12 protein-coding genes are annotated in these 18398 nt (G+C 64.6%); 2 read left to right on the top strand and 10 right to left on the bottom strand.

The window, feature by feature from the left end; all coding sequences use genetic code 11:
• Positions 1 to 301 precede the first annotated feature (301 nt).
• From J2805_RS10040 to J2805_RS10030, 3 genes are read right to left on the bottom strand one after another with little or no spacing between them, the layout of a single operon-like run.
• On the bottom strand, positions 302 to 3991 hold the full coding sequence (locus tag J2805_RS10040) for a 1,4-alpha-glucan branching enzyme (protein ID WP_309975677.1): 3690 nt from the start codon (positions 3989 to 3991) through the stop codon (positions 302 to 304).
• Position 3992: 1 nt separating this feature from the next.
• Positions 3993 to 5789, bottom strand: coding sequence for a maltose alpha-D-glucosyltransferase (treS, locus tag J2805_RS10035; protein WP_309975674.1), 1797 nt, complete (start codon positions 5787 to 5789; stop codon positions 3993 to 3995).
• Positions 5786 to 7867, bottom strand: coding sequence for an alpha-1,4-glucan--maltose-1-phosphate maltosyltransferase (locus J2805_RS10030; RefSeq protein WP_309975672.1), 2082 nt, complete (start codon positions 7865 to 7867; stop codon positions 5786 to 5788). The genes treS and J2805_RS10030 overlap by 4 nt, the downstream gene beginning before the upstream one ends.
• A gap of 131 nt (positions 7868 to 7998) precedes the next feature.
• On the opposite strand from J2805_RS10030, the gene glgP reads away from it, so the two are divergent.
• Positions 7999 to 10617 (top strand): alpha-glucan family phosphorylase, encoded by a 2619-nt coding sequence (gene glgP / locus J2805_RS10025; RefSeq protein ID WP_309975670.1) that lies wholly within the window; start codon positions 7999 to 8001, stop codon positions 10615 to 10617.
• A gap of 141 nt (positions 10618 to 10758) precedes the next feature.
• Here the strand turns inward: glgP and J2805_RS10020 are convergent, their stop codons facing one another.
• The 3 genes from J2805_RS10020 to glgX are packed head-to-tail and all read right to left on the bottom strand — an operon-like array spanning position 10759 to position 13763.
• Positions 10759 to 11115 carry a barstar family protein gene (locus tag J2805_RS10020; protein ID WP_309975668.1) on the bottom strand — a complete coding sequence of 119 codons (357 nt, stop codon included), beginning with the start codon at positions 11113 to 11115 and terminating at the stop codon, positions 10759 to 10761.
• An 8-nt stretch (positions 11116 to 11123) separates the two neighbouring features.
• Positions 11124 to 11627: a guanyl-specific ribonuclease gene (locus J2805_RS10015; protein WP_309975666.1), complete on the bottom strand. Its 504-nt coding sequence runs from the start codon at positions 11625 to 11627 to the stop codon at positions 11124 to 11126.
• A 21-nt stretch (positions 11628 to 11648) separates the two neighbouring features.
• Positions 11649 to 13763 (bottom strand): glycogen debranching protein GlgX, encoded by a 2115-nt coding sequence (gene glgX, locus J2805_RS10010; protein ID WP_309975664.1) that lies wholly within the window; start codon positions 13761 to 13763, stop codon positions 11649 to 11651.
• 116 nt (positions 13764 to 13879) lie between these two features.
• On the opposite strand from glgX, the gene J2805_RS10005 reads away from it, so the two are divergent.
• Positions 13880 to 14725: a carbon-nitrogen hydrolase family protein gene (locus J2805_RS10005; protein ID WP_309975662.1), complete on the top strand. Its 846-nt coding sequence runs from the start codon at positions 13880 to 13882 to the stop codon at positions 14723 to 14725.
• A 178-nt stretch (positions 14726 to 14903) separates the two neighbouring features.
• Here J2805_RS10005 and rlmB read toward each other — a convergent pair whose 3' ends face one another.
• From rlmB to ispF, 4 genes are all read right to left on the bottom strand, one after another.
• On the bottom strand, positions 14904 to 15890 hold the full coding sequence (rlmB, locus tag J2805_RS10000; protein WP_309975660.1) for a 23S rRNA (guanosine(2251)-2'-O)-methyltransferase RlmB: 987 nt from the start codon (positions 15888 to 15890) through the stop codon (positions 14904 to 14906).
• A 101-nt stretch (positions 15891 to 15991) separates the two neighbouring features.
• A complete protein-coding gene (gene cysS / locus J2805_RS09995; RefSeq protein ID WP_309975658.1) occupies positions 15992 to 17461 on the bottom strand; it encodes a cysteine--tRNA ligase in 1470 nt (489 codons plus the stop codon).
• A gap of 46 nt (positions 17462 to 17507) precedes the next feature.
• Positions 17508 to 17834 (bottom strand): hypothetical protein, encoded by a 327-nt coding sequence (locus J2805_RS09990; protein WP_309975656.1) that lies wholly within the window; start codon positions 17832 to 17834, stop codon positions 17508 to 17510.
• Between the two features lie 68 nt (positions 17835 to 17902).
• Positions 17903 to 18397, bottom strand: coding sequence for a 2-C-methyl-D-erythritol 2,4-cyclodiphosphate synthase (gene ispF / locus J2805_RS09985; protein WP_309975655.1), 495 nt, complete (start codon positions 18395 to 18397; stop codon positions 17903 to 17905).
• Position 18398 lies beyond the last annotated feature (1 nt).

The following is an 18398-nucleotide window of genomic DNA, read 5'->3' as shown; positions in this document are numbered from 1 at the left end:
CACTATTGAGTTCTCAAACAACAGACACACCCGGCACCACCACAACCAACAATTCGGTCAAGGATCGCTCCGGAGCAACTTTCCAAACTTACCCGCTTGCTTCACCCGAGTCAAATCGGCCATCCCGACTCACTTTGCCTTGCGGCGGTCTGTGGTGTCTTGGCTGGCCAACTCCGGGGAGCAGCGCGGAAATAAACTCTACCACTACTTTGGCGAGGACACAAAGCCGCCTCCGTCGGGGACCCAAAAAGCCCGGGATCACAGGGATCCCGGGCTTTTGACGAGTGGCGGCTCTAGCTGGTTAGGCGCCGGCAGCCGGGGTGGCTGGCTTGAAGAAGGCCGCGCCCAGTGGAGGCAACGTGACGCTCAGCGTTGCCGGCTGGCCGTTCTGACCTTCGTCCGAGGCGGTGAGGTCTCCCTTGTTCAGGACACCTGACCCCCCGTAGGCGGAGTCGTCCGTGTTGAGGACTTCCTGCCACGCACCTGTTACCGGAACACCCAGGGTGTAGCCGTGGTGCGGGCCGCCGGAGAAATTGATGGCGCACACCAGCGGGTTACCATCGGTATCCCAGCGGATGAAGGACAGGACGTTGCGGTCAGCATCGCCACCGTTGATCCACTGGAAGCCGCCCGGTTCGTTATCCCGTTCGTACAGCGCGGGAGTCGAGGCGTAGAGCTCGTTCAGTTCCTTGGTGAGCAGCTGGACACCGCGGTGCGCCGGAATATCCGCCAAGTACCAGTCCAGGCCATGCTGTTCGGACCATTCAGCTTCCTGGCCGAATTCCGTACCCATGAAAATAAGCTGCTTGCCGGGGTGGGCCCACTGGTAGGCCAGGAACGCGCGAAGGTTTGCCAGCTGCTGCCAGCGGTCGCCGGGCATCTTGCGGAGCATGGAGCCCTTGCCGTGCACAACTTCATCGTGGCTGATGGGCAGGAGGAAGTTCTCAGTGAACGCGTAGACCATGGAGAACGTCACGGTTCCGTGGTGCCACTTGCGGTTTACCGGGTCTTCCGATGCGTACTTGAGGGAGTCGTGCATCCACCCCATGTTCCATTTGAGGCCGAAGCCCAGGCCTCCGACGCTGGTCGGGGCGGTCACGCCGGGGAAAGCCGTGGATTCCTCCGCGATCATCACAGCGCCCGGGTGGGTCTTGTACACCGTGGCGTTGGCTTCCTGCAGGAAGGAGATCGCTTCAAGGTTCTCGCGGCCGCCGTACCTGTTCGGCTGCCACTGGCCTTCCTCGCGCGAGTAGTCGAGGTAAAGCATCGAGGCCACGGCATCCACGCGCAGGCCGTCGATGTGGAACTCGTCCAGCCAGTAGAGCGCGTTGGAGACCAGGAAGTTGCGGACTTCCGTACGGCCGAAGTCGAAAATCAGCGTGCCCCAGTCCGGGTGCTCGCCAAGGTTCGGGTCGGCATGCTCGTACAGTGCCTCGCCGTCGAACTGGGCCAGGGCCCAGGCATCCTTCGGGAAGTGCGCCGGCACCCAGTCGAGCAGCACGCCGATGCCCGCCTGGTGCAGGGCGTCGACGAGGAACCTGAATTCGTCCGGGTGGCCGAAGCGGGAGGTGGGGGCGAAGTAGGAAGTTACCTGATAGCCCCAGGAACCGCCGAAGGGGTGCTCTGCCACCGGCATGAACTCCACATGCGTGAAGCCAAGCCACTTGACGTACTCCACGAGCTCCTTGGCGAGTTCACGGTAGCCCAGTCCCAGGCGCCAGGATCCCAAGTGGACCTCGTAGACGCTCATGGGCGAATTGTGCGGATCCCGCTCGGCCCGGGCGGCCATCCACTCGTCATCCTTGAAGGCATAGGCCGATTCGACGACCCGGGATGCCGTCAGCGGCGGGACCTCGGTTCCGAACGCCAGGGGATCGGCCTTTTCCACCCAATAACCGGCTTTTGTCTTGATTTCGAACTTGTAGCACGCCCCTGCTAAAACGCCCGGAATGAAAAGTTCCCAGACGCCGGAGGAGCCGAGCGAGCGCATCGAGTTCTCCCTGCCGTCCCAGGCGTTGAAGTCGCCCTTGACCCTGACAGCCTGCGCATTTGGCGCCCATACAGCAAACGACACACCGTCCACGTCCCCAAGCGAGGACTTGTAGTGCTGGACATGCGCGCCCAGCACTTCCCACAGCTTCTCGTGGCGGCCTTCGCCGATCAGGTGCAGATCCACTTCCCCGACTGTGGGGAGGTAGTGGTAGGGATCGTCCATAGCCTGCGCGGGCAAGCCCTCGTACGTGACTTCCAGCCGGTAGTCGGGGACGTGGCCAGCCTGGAGGGGTTCCAGAACTGCTGCCCAGATACCGTTGGCCTCATGCGTCATGGGCACGGTGCCCGCCGCGGTCACAACGGACACAGACGTGGCCAGGTGTTTGACGGTACGGATGGTCACATGGCCGTGGTCGTCAAGGTGCGCTCCCAGAACGGAGTGCGGGGCGTGGTATTCGCCCGACGCCACCCGTGAGAGCGTCTCCGAGTCCACCTGTAGCGGCACACCGGGCCGGTCTGTACGTGCTGAGCCTGTCATTTTGTTACCTTCCGCTGCGGCTGCGGCTGATGCGCCGGAGCCTGTACTGCTGAGGAGACGTCGTGAGGCATTTACCGGAATGTCCAGCCATCCGGGCCTGTTCCGCAACTCATAGACAACTTCATACAACGCCTTGTCCAGCCACAATGCCACAAACAAGGGCGAACGGCGGTCAATGGTCCCGGGGGTAATTTCGCCGTAGCCCGCCAGGAACGCGTCGGCGCAGTCGTTCACCCAGGATTCGGCCACCCGGAACCCGGCCTGCTCGCGTTCGGCGGCACCGGCGGCGTAGTCGAAGGAGCGGAGCATGCCGACGACGTCGCGGAGCGGGACGTCGGGGAAGTTGCGTTCCGCGATGGGCCGCAGGGGTTCGCCTTCGAAGTCCAGGATGGCCCAGCGTTCCGGCTCCCCCGGGCGCCCGGGCACCTGCAGGATCTGCCCCAAATGGAGGTCGCCATGGATCCGCTGCAGCGCCCCGGCGTTGGTGCCTTCAAGCTGGTTGAGCAGGCCGGTGAGGGCGTCGTCGTAAGGCCCGACGGCGGGTCCCGCTTCCGCCCAGGCCTGCCGGACGCGCTGGGCTACCCCGGGGGCGATGTCCTTACCCGGCGCGGATTCCGCGGCCAGGCCCAGCGCCTCGGCCAGCCGCCGGTGCACTGTTGCCGTTGCAACACCGAGTGCATGGGCCTCGGAAGTGAAGTCCTTGCCGGAACTGGCGGCAGCAACGGCCAGCCGCCACGCATCCTTGCCACCGGCCAGGAACTCATGGGCGACCGCGAGTTCGCCTTCAGCTTTGCGGGGCTTATCCTCGGCGCCGTTCACCGGGGCCTCCCACTCCCCTGTGACCCAGCCGAGTGTCGCCGGCACTTCCGATGTCCTGGCCTGCGTCAGGGCTGCGCCGATTTCCACCTCCGGGTTCCGTCCCTCGGACAGCACACGGAAGAATTTCACGATGGCCGCAGAGCCGCCGTCGTCCACTATCACCGAACTGTTTGACTGCTCGCCGGAGAGGACCTTCACGGTACCGGTGGCTGTAGGCAGCCGGTAGTCCGAGGGCACCAGATGGCCCACAGCGTTTCCCGCCGGCGAAGTGCCGCCGCTTCGTATCAGTTCCAGCCAGGCCGAGACAAACACGGGGTCATGGACGGCGTCGTAGATCCAGCGGCGCCCCTGGGCGGGGTCCCCTCCCTCGCCAACCAGCGCAGCTTCCTTGCCGGGCAGGGGTTCAACCCGATAACTCAGCGGAACCTGCACAACGTCGGTGCGGCTGCCGCCGTCGGCCGTGGGGTAGGTGACGGCCGCGAGGAACACCTCAAGGCCCACCTCGCCGCTGCCGTCGTCCAGGCGCACGCCGCCCACAGGTGACAAAGTGAACTCTCCCGTCTTGACGGGGAACCAGCGCTGGCGAGGAAGCCAGGCCTTGAGCAGTTCGGCGAGGGATGGAGTAAGTGTGGATTGGGTCATGTCAGCCTTCGATAGACAGGACCGGGAGGGCCTGGGTGAACGGTGAGGCCGGGTTGGAGGCCGCGGATCGGATGCGAAGCCAGAAGAAATCGTGGCTGCCGAGCGTCAGCGTGAGCAGGCCGTCGTCGCCGATTGCCGGGAACGGCTGCCCGCCGAAGACGTCCCGGAGGCCGCGGCCGGCGAACTGCGGAAGCCGCAATGTGGTGGCCACCGGGTGCTGGGAGAGGTTGAAGGCGCACAGGATCGATTCGGCATCTTCACCTGCGGCATTGTCAGGGGCCAGCTCCCGCAGGTAGGCAAGGACCACGTCGTGATCGGCCTCCACGTGCTTAAAGGCGCCCAGCCCAAAGGCGGGGTGGTTCTTCCGGACGCTCAGGATCTGGCGCGTCCACCTGAGCAGCGACCCGGAGTGCGCAGCCTCGGCCTCTACGTTGGCCATGCTGTAGTTGTAGACCAGGGACTGGATAACCGGCAGGTAGAGCTTGCCCGGATCGGCGTGCGAGAACCCTGCGTTGCGGTCGGGGTTCCACTGCATCGGCGTTCTGACCGCATCGCGGTCCTCGAGCCAGATGTTGTCGCCCATGCCGATCTCGTCCCCGTAGTACAGGAAGGGGCTGCCAGGCAGCGAAAGCAGCAGGGCGTTAATGAGCTCTATCTCGGACCGGGAGTTGTCCAGCAACGGTGCCAGCCTGCGGCGGATACCGATATTGGCCCGCATGCGGGGGTCCGGCGCGTACCAGCCGAGCATGGCCGCACGTTCGTCGGCCGTGACCATCTCCAGCGTGAGCTCGTCGTGGTTCCGCAGGAACGTACCCCACTGCGCACCCTCGGGAATGTCCGGGGTGTCCTTCATCGTCTCGATGATGGGCGCCGCCTTCTGGTCACGCAGCGCGTAGTAGAGCCGCGGCATGATGGGGAAGTGGAATGCCATGTGGCATTCGGGTTCCTCTTCGGTGCCGAAGTACTCCACCACCTCAACCGGGGGCTGGTTGGCCTCCGCGATGATGACCCTGCCCGGGTAGTTGTCGTCCACCATCTTCCGCAGCTTGCGCAGGAAGTCGTGGGTGGCGGGCAGGTTCTCGCAGTTGGTGCCCTCCTCCTCGTACAGGTACGGAATGGCGTCGGCACGGAACCCGTCGATGCCCTGATCCAGCCAGAACCGCACGACGTCGAACAGCGCGTCGATGACCTTCGGGTTCTCGAAGTTCAGGTCAGGCTGGTGGCTGAAGAACCGGTGCCAGAAGAACTGCCGCCGGATGGGGTCGAACGTCCAGTTGGACTCCTCGGTGTCCACGAAGATGATGCGGGCATCCTGGTACTTCTCGTCCGTGTCACTCCACACGTAGAAGTCACCGAACGGCCCGTCCGGATCCTTGCGGGACTCCTGGAACCAGGGGTGCTGGTCCGAGGTGTGGTTCAGCGGCAGGTCGATGATCACCCGGACGCCACGGGCATGGGCCTCGGCCACCAGCCGCTTGAAGTCGCTGATGGTGCCGAACTCGTCGAGCACGGAGTTGTAGTCCGAGATGTCGTAGCCGCCGTCGCGGAGCGGTGACTGGAAGAACGGCGGCAGCCAGAGGCAATCGACGCCCAGCCACTGCAGGTAGTCCAGCTTATCGATGAGGCCGTGGAAGTCGCCCGAGCCGTCACCGTTCCCGTCCGCAAAGCCGCGAACCAGGACTTCGTAGAACACCGCTTTGCGGTACCACAGGGGGTCGTGCTGGAGGCCGGGGGCGTTGAGCTCGAATGTGCCTTTGGGTGTGAAGTGCTGGCTTGGGTTCTGCGGGCTGAAGCTCACGAATGCGACCTCCGGATGTTCAGGATGTGTGCCGGTTCCACGTGTGCGTCCAGGCGCACGTAGTTGTACTCCCCCCACTCCCAGCTTTCACCGGTCAGCAAGTCATCCACGTGGAAGCCGCCGTTGTGCGTAAGGTCGGCCGGATCGAGCTCCAGTGCCGCAAGGTCCAGCGAAACCGTGCTCTCCCGGGTGCCGTGCGGATCGACGTTCACCACGATGATCAGCGTGTCCTTGGTCCCGTCCGGAAGCGTCTTGTGCTTCGAGTACACGATGGTGGCATCGTCTGTGCTGTGGTGGAGCGTCAGGTTCTGCAGGTCCCCCAGTGCGGGGTGCGCGTGGCGGATTTCGTTGAGTTTGGTCAGGTATGGGGCGAGGGTTCGGCCGGATTCCGCCGCCGCGTCCCAGTCCCGGGCCTTGTATTCGAACTTCTCGTTGTCGATGTATTCCTCGGCACCCGGCCGGGCCACGTGCTCATAAAGCTCGTACCCTGCGTAGACGCCCCACAACGGGCTGGCCGTAGAGGCAAGAGCGGCACGGATCTTGAATGCTGCCGGTCCGCCGAACTGCAGGTATTCGGTGAGGATGTCCGGGGTGTTCACGAAGAAGTTCGGGCGGAAGTATGCCGGTGACTTCTGGCTGACCTCGGTGAAGTACTCTTCGAGTTCGGTCTTGGTGTTCCGCCAGGTGAAGTAGGTGTACGACTGCTGGAAGCCTGCCCGTCCAAGGGCGTGCATCATGGCCGGGCGGGTGAAGGCCTCCGCCAGGAAGACCACCTCGGGGTGCTTCTTGTTGACCTTGGCGATGAGCCACTCCCAGAACCAGACCGGCTTGGTGTGCGGGTTGTCCACGCGGAAGATCTTGACGCCGTGGCTCACCCAGAGGAGCACGATCCGGAGGATCTCCTTGGACAGCCCCTCGGGATCGTTGTCGAAGTTCAGCGGGAAGATGTCCTGGTACTTCTTCGGCGGGTTTTCGGCATAGGCGATGCTGCCGTCCACCCGGGTGGTGAACCATTCCGGGTGCGACTGCACCCAGGGGTGGTCCGGGGCCGCCTGCAGCGCCAGGTCAAGGGCAACCTCCAGGCCCAGTTCCCGTGCGCGTGCCACGAAAGCGTCGAAGTCCTCGAAGGTGCCGAGGTCCGGGTGGATGGCGTCGTGCCCGCCTTCCTTGGCACCGATGGCCCACGGCGAGCCGGGATCGTGGGGGCCGGCGATCAGGGTGTTGTTCGGGCCCTTGCGGTGCTGGATGCCGATCGGGTGGATGGGCGGCATGTAGATGACGTCGAAGCCCATCCCGGCGACGGCGTCGAGCCTTTGCGCGGCGGTCCGGAACGTTCCCGACTGCCATTCGCCCGTTGCGTGGTTGCGGACCGCCCCTTCGGAGCGGGGGAAGAACTCATACCAGGCGCCGCGGCCGGCCAGATCACGTTCCACGAGCAAGGGGAAGCGCTCCGAGACGGTGACGAGTTCACGGATGGGCTGGCGTTCCACGATGTCCGCCACTTCGGGGCCGAACCCGGCGGCGAGCCGCTCTTCCGGGGATAGCGACGTATCGGACAGGACCACGACGGCGGTCCGCAGCGTCCGGCGGTCGGAGGAGGGGCGGGCCGGATCTTCGGAAGCTTCGGAAAGCAGCGCAGCGCCTTCGGCCAGCATCAGTTCGACGTCGATGCCCGCTTCGACCTTGACCTCGGCGTTGTGGTGCCAGGTCCCGTACCGGTCGTGCCAGGCTTCAATGGCGAACGACCAGTTTCCGGTTCCCGTAGGAGTGATGATGCCTTCCCACCGGTCGGTGCCCTTTCCGCGGTCGCCACGGGGCGGCTGCAGCCGGATGCGCTGGCGTTCCTTGCCCTTGGGATCAAACAGCACAGCGCTGACTCCGAGCTGGTCGTGCCCTTCGCGGAACGCGGTGGCGCCGACTACAAGCCCTTCACCGGGCAACGCCTTGGCGGGGACCTTCCCTCCGTCCACCACGGGCTGCACGGCGGTGATCGGGAAGCGGCCAAATCGCAGGCCTTCCGTGATCAGGGCCTTGGGCTTTTTGCTGGATCCGGCACTGGTTCGCGTAATAGTCGTCACGGACTCGACGTTATCTAGAAATCCCCCATTTTGCTAAGGGGACTTGCGTTTTTCTTAGAGCAATCCGTCATTTACCTAAAAGAAACCAAAACCTGTTCCAGCGGCCCATCTTGTCGGTTAGTGTGACGCAGGTGAAGGCTATCCGCAGATTTACTGTCCGAACCGTACTACCGGAATCCATCCGGCCGCTGGCCCGGTTGGCCACTAACCTGCGGTGGTCGTGGCACCGCCCAACGCGTGAGCTTTTTGAGGGACTCAACCCCGCCATCTGGGATGAAAGCGCCCACGATCCGGTCAGTTTCCTGGGCCTCGTGAGCAGGGAAGAACTCCAGCGCCTTGCAGCTGACCAGGACGTGGTCCGCCGGGTCCAGGCCGCGGCCGAAGACCTGGACCGCTATCTCGACCAGCCCCGCTGGTACCAGGGCCTGGGCGACGAGGCTCCGTCCTGCATCGCCTACTTCTCACCGGAATTCGGAATCACTGAAGTTTTGCCGCAGTATTCCGGCGGCCTGGGAATTCTGGCCGGCGACCACCTGAAGGCTGCATCGGACCTCGGCGTGCCGCTCATCGGCGTCGGCCTCCTTTATCAGGCGGGCTATTTCAAACAGTCCCTGTCCCGGGACGCCTGGCAGCAGGAAACGTATCCGGTCCTTGACCCCGACGGACTCCCGCTGACACTCCTTCGCGAGGACTCCCCCGACGGCAACGGCAAGCCCATCCAGATCTCACTGCCGCTCCCCCATGGGCGACGGCTGCTCGCGCACATCTGGCGTGCCGACGTCGGGCGTGTCCCCCTGCTGCTGCTCGACTCAAACGTTCCGGGCAACGACGACGCCGCCCGTGGCATTACAGACCGCTTGTACGGCGGCGGTGGTGACCACCGCCTGCAGCAGGAACTGCTGCTGGGCATGGGCGGCGTGAAGGCCCTGCGCGCCTACCAGCGCCTCACCGGCTGCGCCGCGCCGGAGGTGTTCCACACGAACGAGGGCCACGCCGGTTTCCTGGGCATCGAACGCATCCAGGAGCTCATGTCTTCCGAGCATCCGCTGAGCTGGGAAGAAGCACTTGCAGCCGGGCGCGCCTCCACCGTGTTTACGACGCACACGCCGGTACCGGCAGGCATCGACCGTTTCGAGGTCTCGCAGATCCAGCACTTCTTCGAGGGCGGGCTTGCTCCCGACGTGCCGGTATCAAAGATCCTGGACCTGGGGCGTGAAAACTTCGCGGACGGCAATCCCTCCGTCTTCAACATGGCCGTGATGGGCCTGCGGCTCGCACAGCGCGCCAACGGCGTGGCCAAGCTCCACGGCGTGGTGTCGCGTGGAATGTTCTCGGCCCTTTGGCCGGGCTTCGACCATTCGGAAGTCCCCATCACCTCGGTGACCAACGGCGTGCACGTCCCAACGTGGGTGGACAGCCGCGTGTCAAAACTTGCCCGGGACCAGTTCGGTGCCGAGGCGGAAGCCATGGGCCGCTGGGAACTCGCCTACGACGTCAGTGACGAGGACGTCTGGGCACTTCGCCGCGAGATGCGCGTCTCGCTCGTGGAGGACGTCCGCAAACGCGTTCGCGCCGCCTGGAAGAAGCGCGGGGCTGCTGATGCCGAGCTCGGCTGGACCGATTCGGTGCTGGACCCGGACATCCTCACCATCGGCTTTGCCCGGCGCGTACCGACCTACAAGCGGCTCACGCTGATGCTCCGCGAACCCGCCCGGCTCAAGGCCCTGCTGCTGCACGAGACCCACCCCATCCAGCTGGTCATCGCAGGCAAGTCACACCCGGCGGACGATGCCGGCAAGAAGATGATCCAGGACCTGGTCCGGTTCACCGACGATCCCGAGGTGCGTCACCGGATCGTGTTCCTGCCGAACTACGACATCGCCATGGCGCGCACCCTCTTCCCCGGCTGCGACGTGTGGCTGAACAATCCGCTACGCCCCCTGGAGGCGTGCGGCACGTCAGGCATGAAGGCGGCCATCAACGGTTCACTGAACCTTTCGGTTCTGGACGGCTGGTGGGATGAAATGTACGACGGCGAAAACGGCTGGGCGATCCCCACAGCCAACAACAACGCCTCACCCGAGGAACGCGACGACATCGAAGCCTCTGCCCTGTACGAACTGCTGGAAACGCAGGTGGCGCCACGCTTCTACGGGCTCACCGTGTCCGACGCTGCCGGCGCCGCAGGGCCTTCGGAGTCGGGTGCGCAGAAGGTCCCCACGCACTGGGTGTCCATGATCAAGCACACCATGGCGCACCTGGGCCCCGCAGTCTCCGCTGAACGTATGCTCCAGGACTACGTGAACATCCTTTACCGTCCCGCTGCGATTGCGGGGCGTCGGGCGGTGGCGGATTCCTTCTCCCAGGCCAAGTCACTCGCTTCCTGGACGTCACGGCTCCGAGCTTCATGGCCCCAGATCCAGGTGGAACACGTCGATTCTGTCGGCGTCTCCGAGGACCCGCAGATCGGCGACACCCTCCAGGTGAACGCCTACATCGCGCTGCACGATCTCGACCCCGACGATGTCGCCGTGGAAGTCGCCTTCGGCCGCGCCGAGGAAAGCGACGAACTGGCCGATGTCACGGTGGCGGACCTGGTGCCGAAGGAAGACCTCGGCAAGGGGCGCTACCTCTTCAGCGGTTCGCTGCTGATCGACCGGTCCGGGTCCTTCGGCTACACCGTGCGGGTGCTGCCCAAGCACTCGGCCCTCGCTTCGCGGGCGGAACTGGGGCTCATCGTCAACGCCTGACCCGCCGTCAGGCTCCAACGCTCTCTCATTTTTTACGACGAAACGGCAAAGCCTCTCTCACCGGGTGAAAGAGGGTTTGCCGTTTTAGGCCGAAAAGTGAGAGAGCGTTGCGTTTTTGAAGCCCAAACTGCGGGAGGCGGGCTAGAGGCAGACGGTGATCACGGACAGGCTTTTGCCGGCGTAACTCTCCGCATCCTGCAGGATCTCGCAGATGATTCCGAAGGAGCGGTCCGAACGGAAAACGGCCGGCACCTGCCAGATGAACGTTAGAGGTTCCTTGCCGTCGTCCGTGACCGTATCCGCGAAGTCGTGCAGGGAATCATTGAGGGCATCGAGGTTCACGCCGTAGTACTCAGGGAAATCCAGCACTTCGCCGAACGTCTGGAGCACCTCTTTCTTTGTGTCGGCCGCGGGGATCACCAGGACCCGGCGGCCGGCGTCGGATGCCTGCTCGCGCAGTTCATCGATGGTCCACGTGTCAGCGGAGAAAATCTTCATTCGTACCCTTATTTGCCTTCGACGATAAACAGAAACGATTCGTAATGGTCCGGCGTGTAGTATTTTTCGCCGGTTTCTCCCGCGACTATCCTGCGTGCACCGCGGTCGGATTCCCCGGGAGTCCTGACCGTGAATTCCTTGTAGTAGCCGCCGGGCTTCCTGGGAAGCAAGCGCTCAAAGTTGCTGAAGACGGCTCCGTCACGCGAATACGGATAAGGCCCGCCGCGGGCGATGAGGGCCAGCGTCTCCTGTGCCTCCGGTGGGAGCGAGGAGGCAGCAACCGACTCCAGGCCCGAGGTGTTCTGCACATCGGGGGCGGCCGGGACCGGCGCAGTCTTTGCCTGGCCGGGAGTAGCGGAACCGGTCTCGACGGCGGAAGTACCGCCCGCCGTCGGGCTCGCCGAAACAGCAGGGCCGGCCGGGTTCTCCTGGGTGTTGGAGAGCGCCATGCCCAAGCCCACAACCAGTATCAGGACAGCGGCTAAGGTCAGGAGCCTCGCGATCCGCCTCATGGATTCCCCATCTGCCGAATCCTAGGTGCGGTAGATGCTGATGGTGTTGGACTGGACAACGTCACGTTCGCCGGCAGCGACCCGCACGCCTTGGCGGCTGTCGTGGAGTTCCGATGTGGTCAGCCGGAGTTCAAAGAGCCGCTTGCCTGTGTCGTCGTCGTTGGCGACGTCGGGCAGGGTGATCTTGATGTCGTTGGCGCTGCCGTTCACCACCACTAGTCCGTCCACCTGTCCGTCGTCTGACCCGAGCAGGAGCTGGACCACGCGGTGCTGGGGATCATTCCAGCGGTCCATGGACATGGGGTTGCCGTGCTCGTCGAACCAGTGCAGGTACGCCTGCTTGTCCCGGGAGGGATAGTCGTGAGGCTGGCCCGCCAGGAACTCCTTGCGGAGCCGGATGACCCGTTTGGTGCTCCGAAGCATGGCATGGGATTCCGGCGTGCTGGTCCAGTCCAGCCAGGTGATCGGATTGTCCTGGCAGTAGGCGTTGTTGTTGCCCTGCTGCGTGCGGCCGATCTCATCTCCTGCCGTGATCATGGGGATGCCCATGGACACCATCAGCGTTGCCATCAGGTTGCGGCTGGTCTGCGCCCGCAGTGCCAGGATCTCCTCGTCTTCGGTGCGGCCCTCGAAGCCGTGGTTGTAACTGCGGTTGTCTCCGTGGCCGTCGCGGTTCTGCTCTCCGTTGGCCTCGTTGTGCTTACGGTCGTAGGACACAAGGTCTGCCAGCGTGAAACCGTCATGCGCGGTGAAGAAGTTGAGCGAGGCCATGCGGGAACGTCCCGATTCCGCGAAGAGGCCTGCGGAGCCGGAAATGGAGTCTGCCAGGCGGGCCACGGAACCGCCTTGGCCGCCGGCATCGATGGCGGCCCGGTCCGCGACCCAGAAGGACCGCAGCGCGTCACGATAATGGTCGTTCCAGTCCACCCAGCCCGGTGGGAATCGTCCGGTCTGCCAGCCGCCGTAGCCTATATCCCACGGCTCGGCTATCAGCTTGACGGAGGACAGGACCGGATCCGCCGCGATGGCCACGAGGAAGGGGTGGTGCGGGTCGAAGTCGTTCGCGGCGTTGCGGCAGAGGGTTACCGCGAGGTCGAACCGGAACCCGTCGATGTGGAACTCGTCCACCCAGTACCTCAGCGAGTCGAGGACCAGCTGGACCACCCGGGGGTGGCCGAAGTTGAGGCTGTTGCCGCACCCGGTGGTGTCCACGTACCGGCCGTTGCCGTCGTTCCGGTAGTACTGCATCTCCCCCAGCCCGCGGAAGCTGAGCGTCTGCCCGTCCGGACCGCCCTCTGCTGTGTGGTTGTAGACCACGTCCAGGATGACTTCCAGGCCCGCCGCGTGCAGCAGCTTGACCATGCCCTTGAACTCGTCCTGCACGGCCTGCGGTCCCGCCTCTTGCGCGGCCCTGGTGGCGTACGCCGGATGGGGCGCAAAGAATGCCGCCGTGTTGTAGCCCCAATAGTTGGTCATTCCGAGGTTTTGGAGATGCGGCTCGTCCAAGTGGAAATGGACCGGAAGCAGCTGGACCGAGGTAATGCCCAGGCCGGTTAGGTGTTCAATCATTGCCGGATGAGCCATGCCGGCGTAGGTACCCCGGAGGTTCTCGGGGACGTCCGGGTGCAACATGCTTTGGCCGCGGACGTGGGCCTCGTAAATGATGGTGTTGCGCCACGGAACGTGCGGACTGCGGTCGTCGCCCCAGTCGAAGCGGGCGGACATCCGCACGTTGGTGAGGAACCCGTCGCGATCATCCACGGCCCGGCCGTAAGGATCCAGCAGCAGCGGCTGCTCGCCGTCGTCGTCAAAGGGGACGGTGGGCACTGATACCGGCAGGGCGTCATCCTCGGAAGAGGAGCGGAAACCGTACCTGGACCCAACAGGGAAGCCATCCACGATGCCGTGGTGGACGTCATTGGTGACGTTGGGCAGCGTCTTCAGCTGCCACGTCCCGCCGGGCGCGCAGTAGGCGATTTCGAGCGTGCTTACACCGGGCGCGTAGACCGCGACGTTGGCGCAGGCACTCTGAGGATCGTCCGTTGCCGGGGAGCCCGTGCGCGGGACGCTGATACCCAGTGGAAACGGCCGGGAGGCGTCCACGGTTGAGGCTGTGTCTAAGAGTGGCATGACCATTGCTTAAATATTAGCTGTGCCGCACAAATGCCCGATATTTTCCGCAATGTGTCGGGAAATGGGCGGGCGTTGTTCAGCGTTGCATACTGGAAGAACACGCCAAGTTGGAGGTAATTGTGCGAGTTGCACTTGCTCAAGTAGTCACGGGCCGCGACATTTCCGGAAATCTGGACCTCGTGGAAAATTTCGCCCGCCAAGCGAAAAAAGGCGGCGCCGAATTGGTGGTCTTCCCGGAAGCCACCATGCGCGCCTTCGGAAATTCGCTGCTTGATATTGCCGAGCCGCTGGACGGTCCCTGGGCTAACCGTTTGCGGGGAATCGCTGCGGAGCTGGACATCGTGATCGTGGCAGGCATGTTTACACCGGGACACGCCGTGCCTCCCTCCGGGCAGGACGGCGGCGGTGACGGCGGCGGCGAGGCTGTCAGGAAGGTGCGCAATACGCTGCTGGTCACGGGCCCCGGTGTGGAGGCAAGCTACGACAAGATCCACCTGTTCGACGCCTTTGGTTTCGCCGAATCAGACACGGTGGATGCCGGCACCGGGCCGGTCACCTTTGACCTGGGCGGCATCAGCTTCGGTCTGGCCACGTGCTACGACGTCCGGTTCCCGGCGTTGTTTACAGCCAACGCCGACATGGGCGCCGAAGTTAACATCGTTTGCGCCTCGTGGGGATCAGGACCGGGAAAGGTAGACCAATGGCGGCTGCTGGCCCGTGCCCGCGCCGTGGACACCACCACGTATGTGCTGGCGTGCGGCCAGGGCGATCCCGCCACCGAAGGCATCGAAACCAAGGGATCCGCGCCCACCGGCGTGGGGCACTCCGCCGTCGTTTCTCCGCTGGGTGAGGTCCTCGAAGAGCTCGACGGCGGCACTGGACTGCTGTTCGCTGACTTGGACCCCGCCGTCGTCAAGGAAGCAAGGACGAAACTCCCGGTCCTGGCCAACCGCCACAAGTTCTGAACAGGAACAGCAACGCTCCCTCACCCAAGGTGAGAGAGCGTTGCGCGAAAACCCACCAAAGGTGAGAGAGCGTTGGGCAGCACGACCGGCATCCGGAAGCGTGCGTCAAAGCGACGAAGGAGCAGCACGCGGAGGATGGCGGTCGTGCCGCCACCCGCCCCGCTACTCGCTGCAGAACCTACTTCGCTGCGCGCTGCCTGGAGACTTCGTACAGGGAGATGCCGACGGCCATGGAGGCGTTGAGCGATTCCATGGCCGAGTCGATCGGGATGGAAACGATCTGGTCGCAGTTCTCGCGGACCAGACGGCTCAGGCCCTTGCCTTCAGAGCCGACCACGATGCATACGGGTTCCTTGGCCAGGCCAAGATCCGGCAGCGAAACGTCGCCGTCGCCGTCCAGGCCGAGCACGTAGATGCCCATGTTCTTGAACGCCTTGAGGGTGTTGTTCAGGTTGGCGGCGCGCGCCACCGGAACGCGGACTGCTGCACCGGCACTGGTCTTCCAAGCCGAGGCCGTGACGCCTACGGAGCGCCGCTCGGGCACGATTACGCCGTGGCCGCTGAAGGCCGACACGGACCGGATGATCGCGCCGAGGTTACGCGGATCGGTGATGCCGTCCAGGGCGACGAAGAGCGGTGCGTTGGCCACGTGGCCCTTCTTCCAGCTCGCCACGGTTTCTTCCGCGAGCTCGTACGCGTCCTGGTACTCGTACGGCGGGATCTGCAGCACCAGGCCCTGGTGGATGGCGTCGTCCGTCATCCGGTCCAGCTCGGGCTTGCCCGTTTCCAGCAGCGGAATGCCCCGCTCGGCCGCAAGCTTGAGGGACTCCTTGACGCGGTCATCCATTTCAATGCGGATGGCGACGTGGAGGGCCTTGGCCGGGATGCCGGCGCGCAGCGCTTCGACGACGGAGTTGCGGCCGGTGACGACTTCCTCCGTGGCACGGCCCTTCGGACCTGAGCGGGCCCCTGAACCCCGGGCTGCGCCCGGACGCTTCGAAGCAGAGCGCTCGGCGAGCTGCTTGTTCTTGTGGGCCTTGTGGTACGGGCGGTCCTCCGCCTTGGGAGTGGGGCCCTTGCCCTCGAGGGCTTTGCGGCCGTGGCCACCCGTTCCGATGGTGGGGCCCTTCTTCGCTTTGACCGACCGGCGACCGTTGTTGGCCATGAGTTTCACCCTTGCTTTGTTGAGTAAGTCTGACCTCCAGTCTACTTACTCAGGTTAAATCGCAGGCCCGGCCCCTTGCCCGGGCAAAAGGACTGCCCGGTTCAGCCGCGCTTGAGGGTCCAGCTGGCTCCGTCCGGACCGTCCTCGACGACGACGCCGGCCGCTGCGAGGGTGTCCCGGATGGCGTCCGATGCCGCCCAGTCCTTGGTGGCCCGCGCCTCGGCACGGGCACCGAGCTGGGCCTCGACGAGGACTCCCAGGGCGGTGTCCGCCTGGTCATCCCGGGCGGGCGCGGCGACGTCGTTCAGGCCCAGGACGCGCAGCATGTCGGTGACGGAGTGCAGGGCTGCCCGTGCGGCTTCGTTGTCTCCCGCGGTAAGCGCAGTGTTGCCGGCCCGGACGGTGTCGTGCAAGACAGCGAGTGCCTGCGGGACGTTGAGGTCATCGTCCATCGCGGCAGCAAAGGCGTCCGGCACCTCGCCATAGCTGGCGAAGCCGTAGCTTGCAGGCGTGCCGCCGTCACCGCCGGCAAGGGTCCGGACGGCGCGACTGATGAAGCCGTCAATCCGCTCCATCGCAGCGGTGGCTTCCTGCAGCGAGGTGGGCTGGTAGTCCAGGACGGAACGGTATTGCGCCTGGCCAAGGTAGTAGCGCACCACGCGCGGCGAAGCGAGCTCGAGCATCTCGGTGGGGCTGACGGTGTTGCCAACGGACTTGGACATCTTCTCGCCCTGGTACGTCACCATGCCGTTGTGCATCCAGAAGTTGGCGAACGGGTGGCCGGCTGCCTGCGACTGGGCCATCTCGTTCTCGTGGTGCGGGAACCGGAGGTCCAGGCCTCCGCCGTGGATGTCGAACTCCGTGCCGAGGTATTTGGTCACCATGGCTGAGCACTCCAGATGCCAGCCCGGACGGCCGGCGCCCCAGGGTGAAACCCAGCTCGCCGTCGTCGGCTCCCCTTCCTTATGGCCCTTCCACAGCGCAAAGTCCCTGGGGTCCTTCTTCCCGCGCGGATCGGCGTCTGCAGCGCCCTGCATGTCATCGATCTTCTGGCGCGTCAGGGACCCGTAACGGTCCCAGGATCGGACGTCGAAATAGACGTCGCCGGAATCGTCGAGGGCGGGATAGGCATGACCGCGGTCGATCAGGCTCTGGATCAGCGCGTGCATCTCCGGAATGTGGCCGGTGGCGCGGGGTTCGTAAGTGGGACGGGAAACGCCCAGAGTGTCATAGGCCTTGAGGAACGCCTGCTCATAGCGGTAGGCCAGCGCCCACCATTCCTCTTCGCGGATGTCATCCGGGCCTTCCTCGAAGTCCGGCTCAAAGGAGGCGGCGGACTTGGCGAGGATTTTGTCGTCGATATCGGTGACGTTCCGGACCACGGTGACACGGAATTTCCGGTATTCGAGCCAGCGCGTGAGCTGGTCAAAGGCAATGGCGGACCGGATATGCCCGACGTGCGGCAGGCCCTGCACCGTGGCGCCGCAGTAGTAGAGGCTCACTTTGCCCGGTGTCAGAGGGACGAAGTCGCGGACTTCGGCGGATGCTGTGTCGTAAAAGCGCAGGGTCACCGCTCCAGATTAGCTGATGGCCTTGCAGCAGCCGGCGCCGGCCCGGTTATTTGCAGACTTCGCCGATCTTGTTGTTCTGCTCGCTCAACTGCGCGGTCTGCTCGGCGCTCTTGGTGCCAAGCGAGGTGCTGGCGACCTTCTTCATAATGTCGGCCATTTTCTGGATGGGCTCGGCAACCTCGGGGGCAACCTTGTCCGCGACTTCCTGGTAATGCTTGGCAATTTGGTCAGCCTGCTGCTGCTGGTTACCGCTGGGCACGAACGTGTCTCCGTTGAGGAACTTGCAGCTTTCCTCGACACTCATTTTCGGAGTGGCGCAACCGCTCAGCAGCATTCCTGCAACGAGTACGACGGCGGCAAGCGGCTTCTTCACGAGGGGTCTCCTGAGGTGTTCGGCGGAATACTGGCTCCGTTAAGCCTAGGCGAAAGGCCCGCTCCGCTTCAGCCCGCCCGGTAGACCAGCGCGGTGGCGAGGGCTGAGATGCCCTCCCCGCGGCCGGTGAAGCCGAGGCCGTCGCTGGTGGTGGCGCTGACGCTGACAGGGGCCCCGGCTGCCGCGCTGAGGACATCCTGGGATTCCTGCCGCCGCGGACCGAATTTGGGCCTGTTGGCCACGAACTGCACCGCGATGTTGCCGATCTCATAGCCTTCAGCCCTGACAATGCGTGCCGCCTCGGCCAGGAGCGTCACACCGGAGGCCCCGGCGAATTCCGGGCGGTCGGTGCCGAAATGCGTGCCAAGATCCCCGATCCCGGACGCCGAAAAAAGCGCGTCTGCCGCCGCGTGGGCCACCGGGTCGCCGTCGGAGTGGCCGGCCAGGCCCTGTTCGCCCTCCCACAGCAGTCCGCCCAGCCACAGCGCGCGCGGGTTGTCCGGGGTAGCGAAAGCGTGGACGTCGATGCCGATTCCGGTCCGGGGAATGATGGGAACTGCCATG

The sequence above is a fragment of the Arthrobacter oryzae genome (assembly GCF_031454875.1).
GTDB lineage: Bacteria > Actinomycetota > Actinomycetes > Actinomycetales > Micrococcaceae > Arthrobacter > Arthrobacter oryzae_D.
This window is presented reverse-complemented; position numbering and strand designations above follow the sequence as displayed.

Excerpts from the sequence above, each read along its gene's own strand:
- glgX (WP_309975664.1), bottom strand. The coding sequence starts at position 13,763 with ATGGTCATGCCACTCTTAGACACAGCCTCAACCGTGGACGCCTCCCGG.
- J2805_RS10015 (WP_309975666.1), bottom strand. The coding sequence starts at position 11,627 with ATGAGGCGGATCGCGAGGCTCCTGACCTTAGCCGCTGTCCTGATACTG.
- rlmB (WP_309975660.1), bottom strand. The coding sequence starts at position 15,890 with ATGGCCAACAACGGTCGCCGGTCGGTCAAAGCGAAGAAGGGCCCCACC.
- ispF (WP_309975655.1), bottom strand. The coding sequence starts at position 18,397 with ATGGCAGTTCCCATCATTCCCCGGACCGGAATCGGCATCGACGTCCAC.
- J2805_RS10040 (WP_309975677.1), bottom strand. The coding sequence starts at position 3,991 with ATGACCCAATCCACACTTACTCCATCCCTCGCCGAACTGCTCAAGGCC.
- J2805_RS10020 (WP_309975668.1), bottom strand. The coding sequence starts at position 11,115 with ATGAAGATTTTCTCCGCTGACACGTGGACCATCGATGAACTGCGCGAG.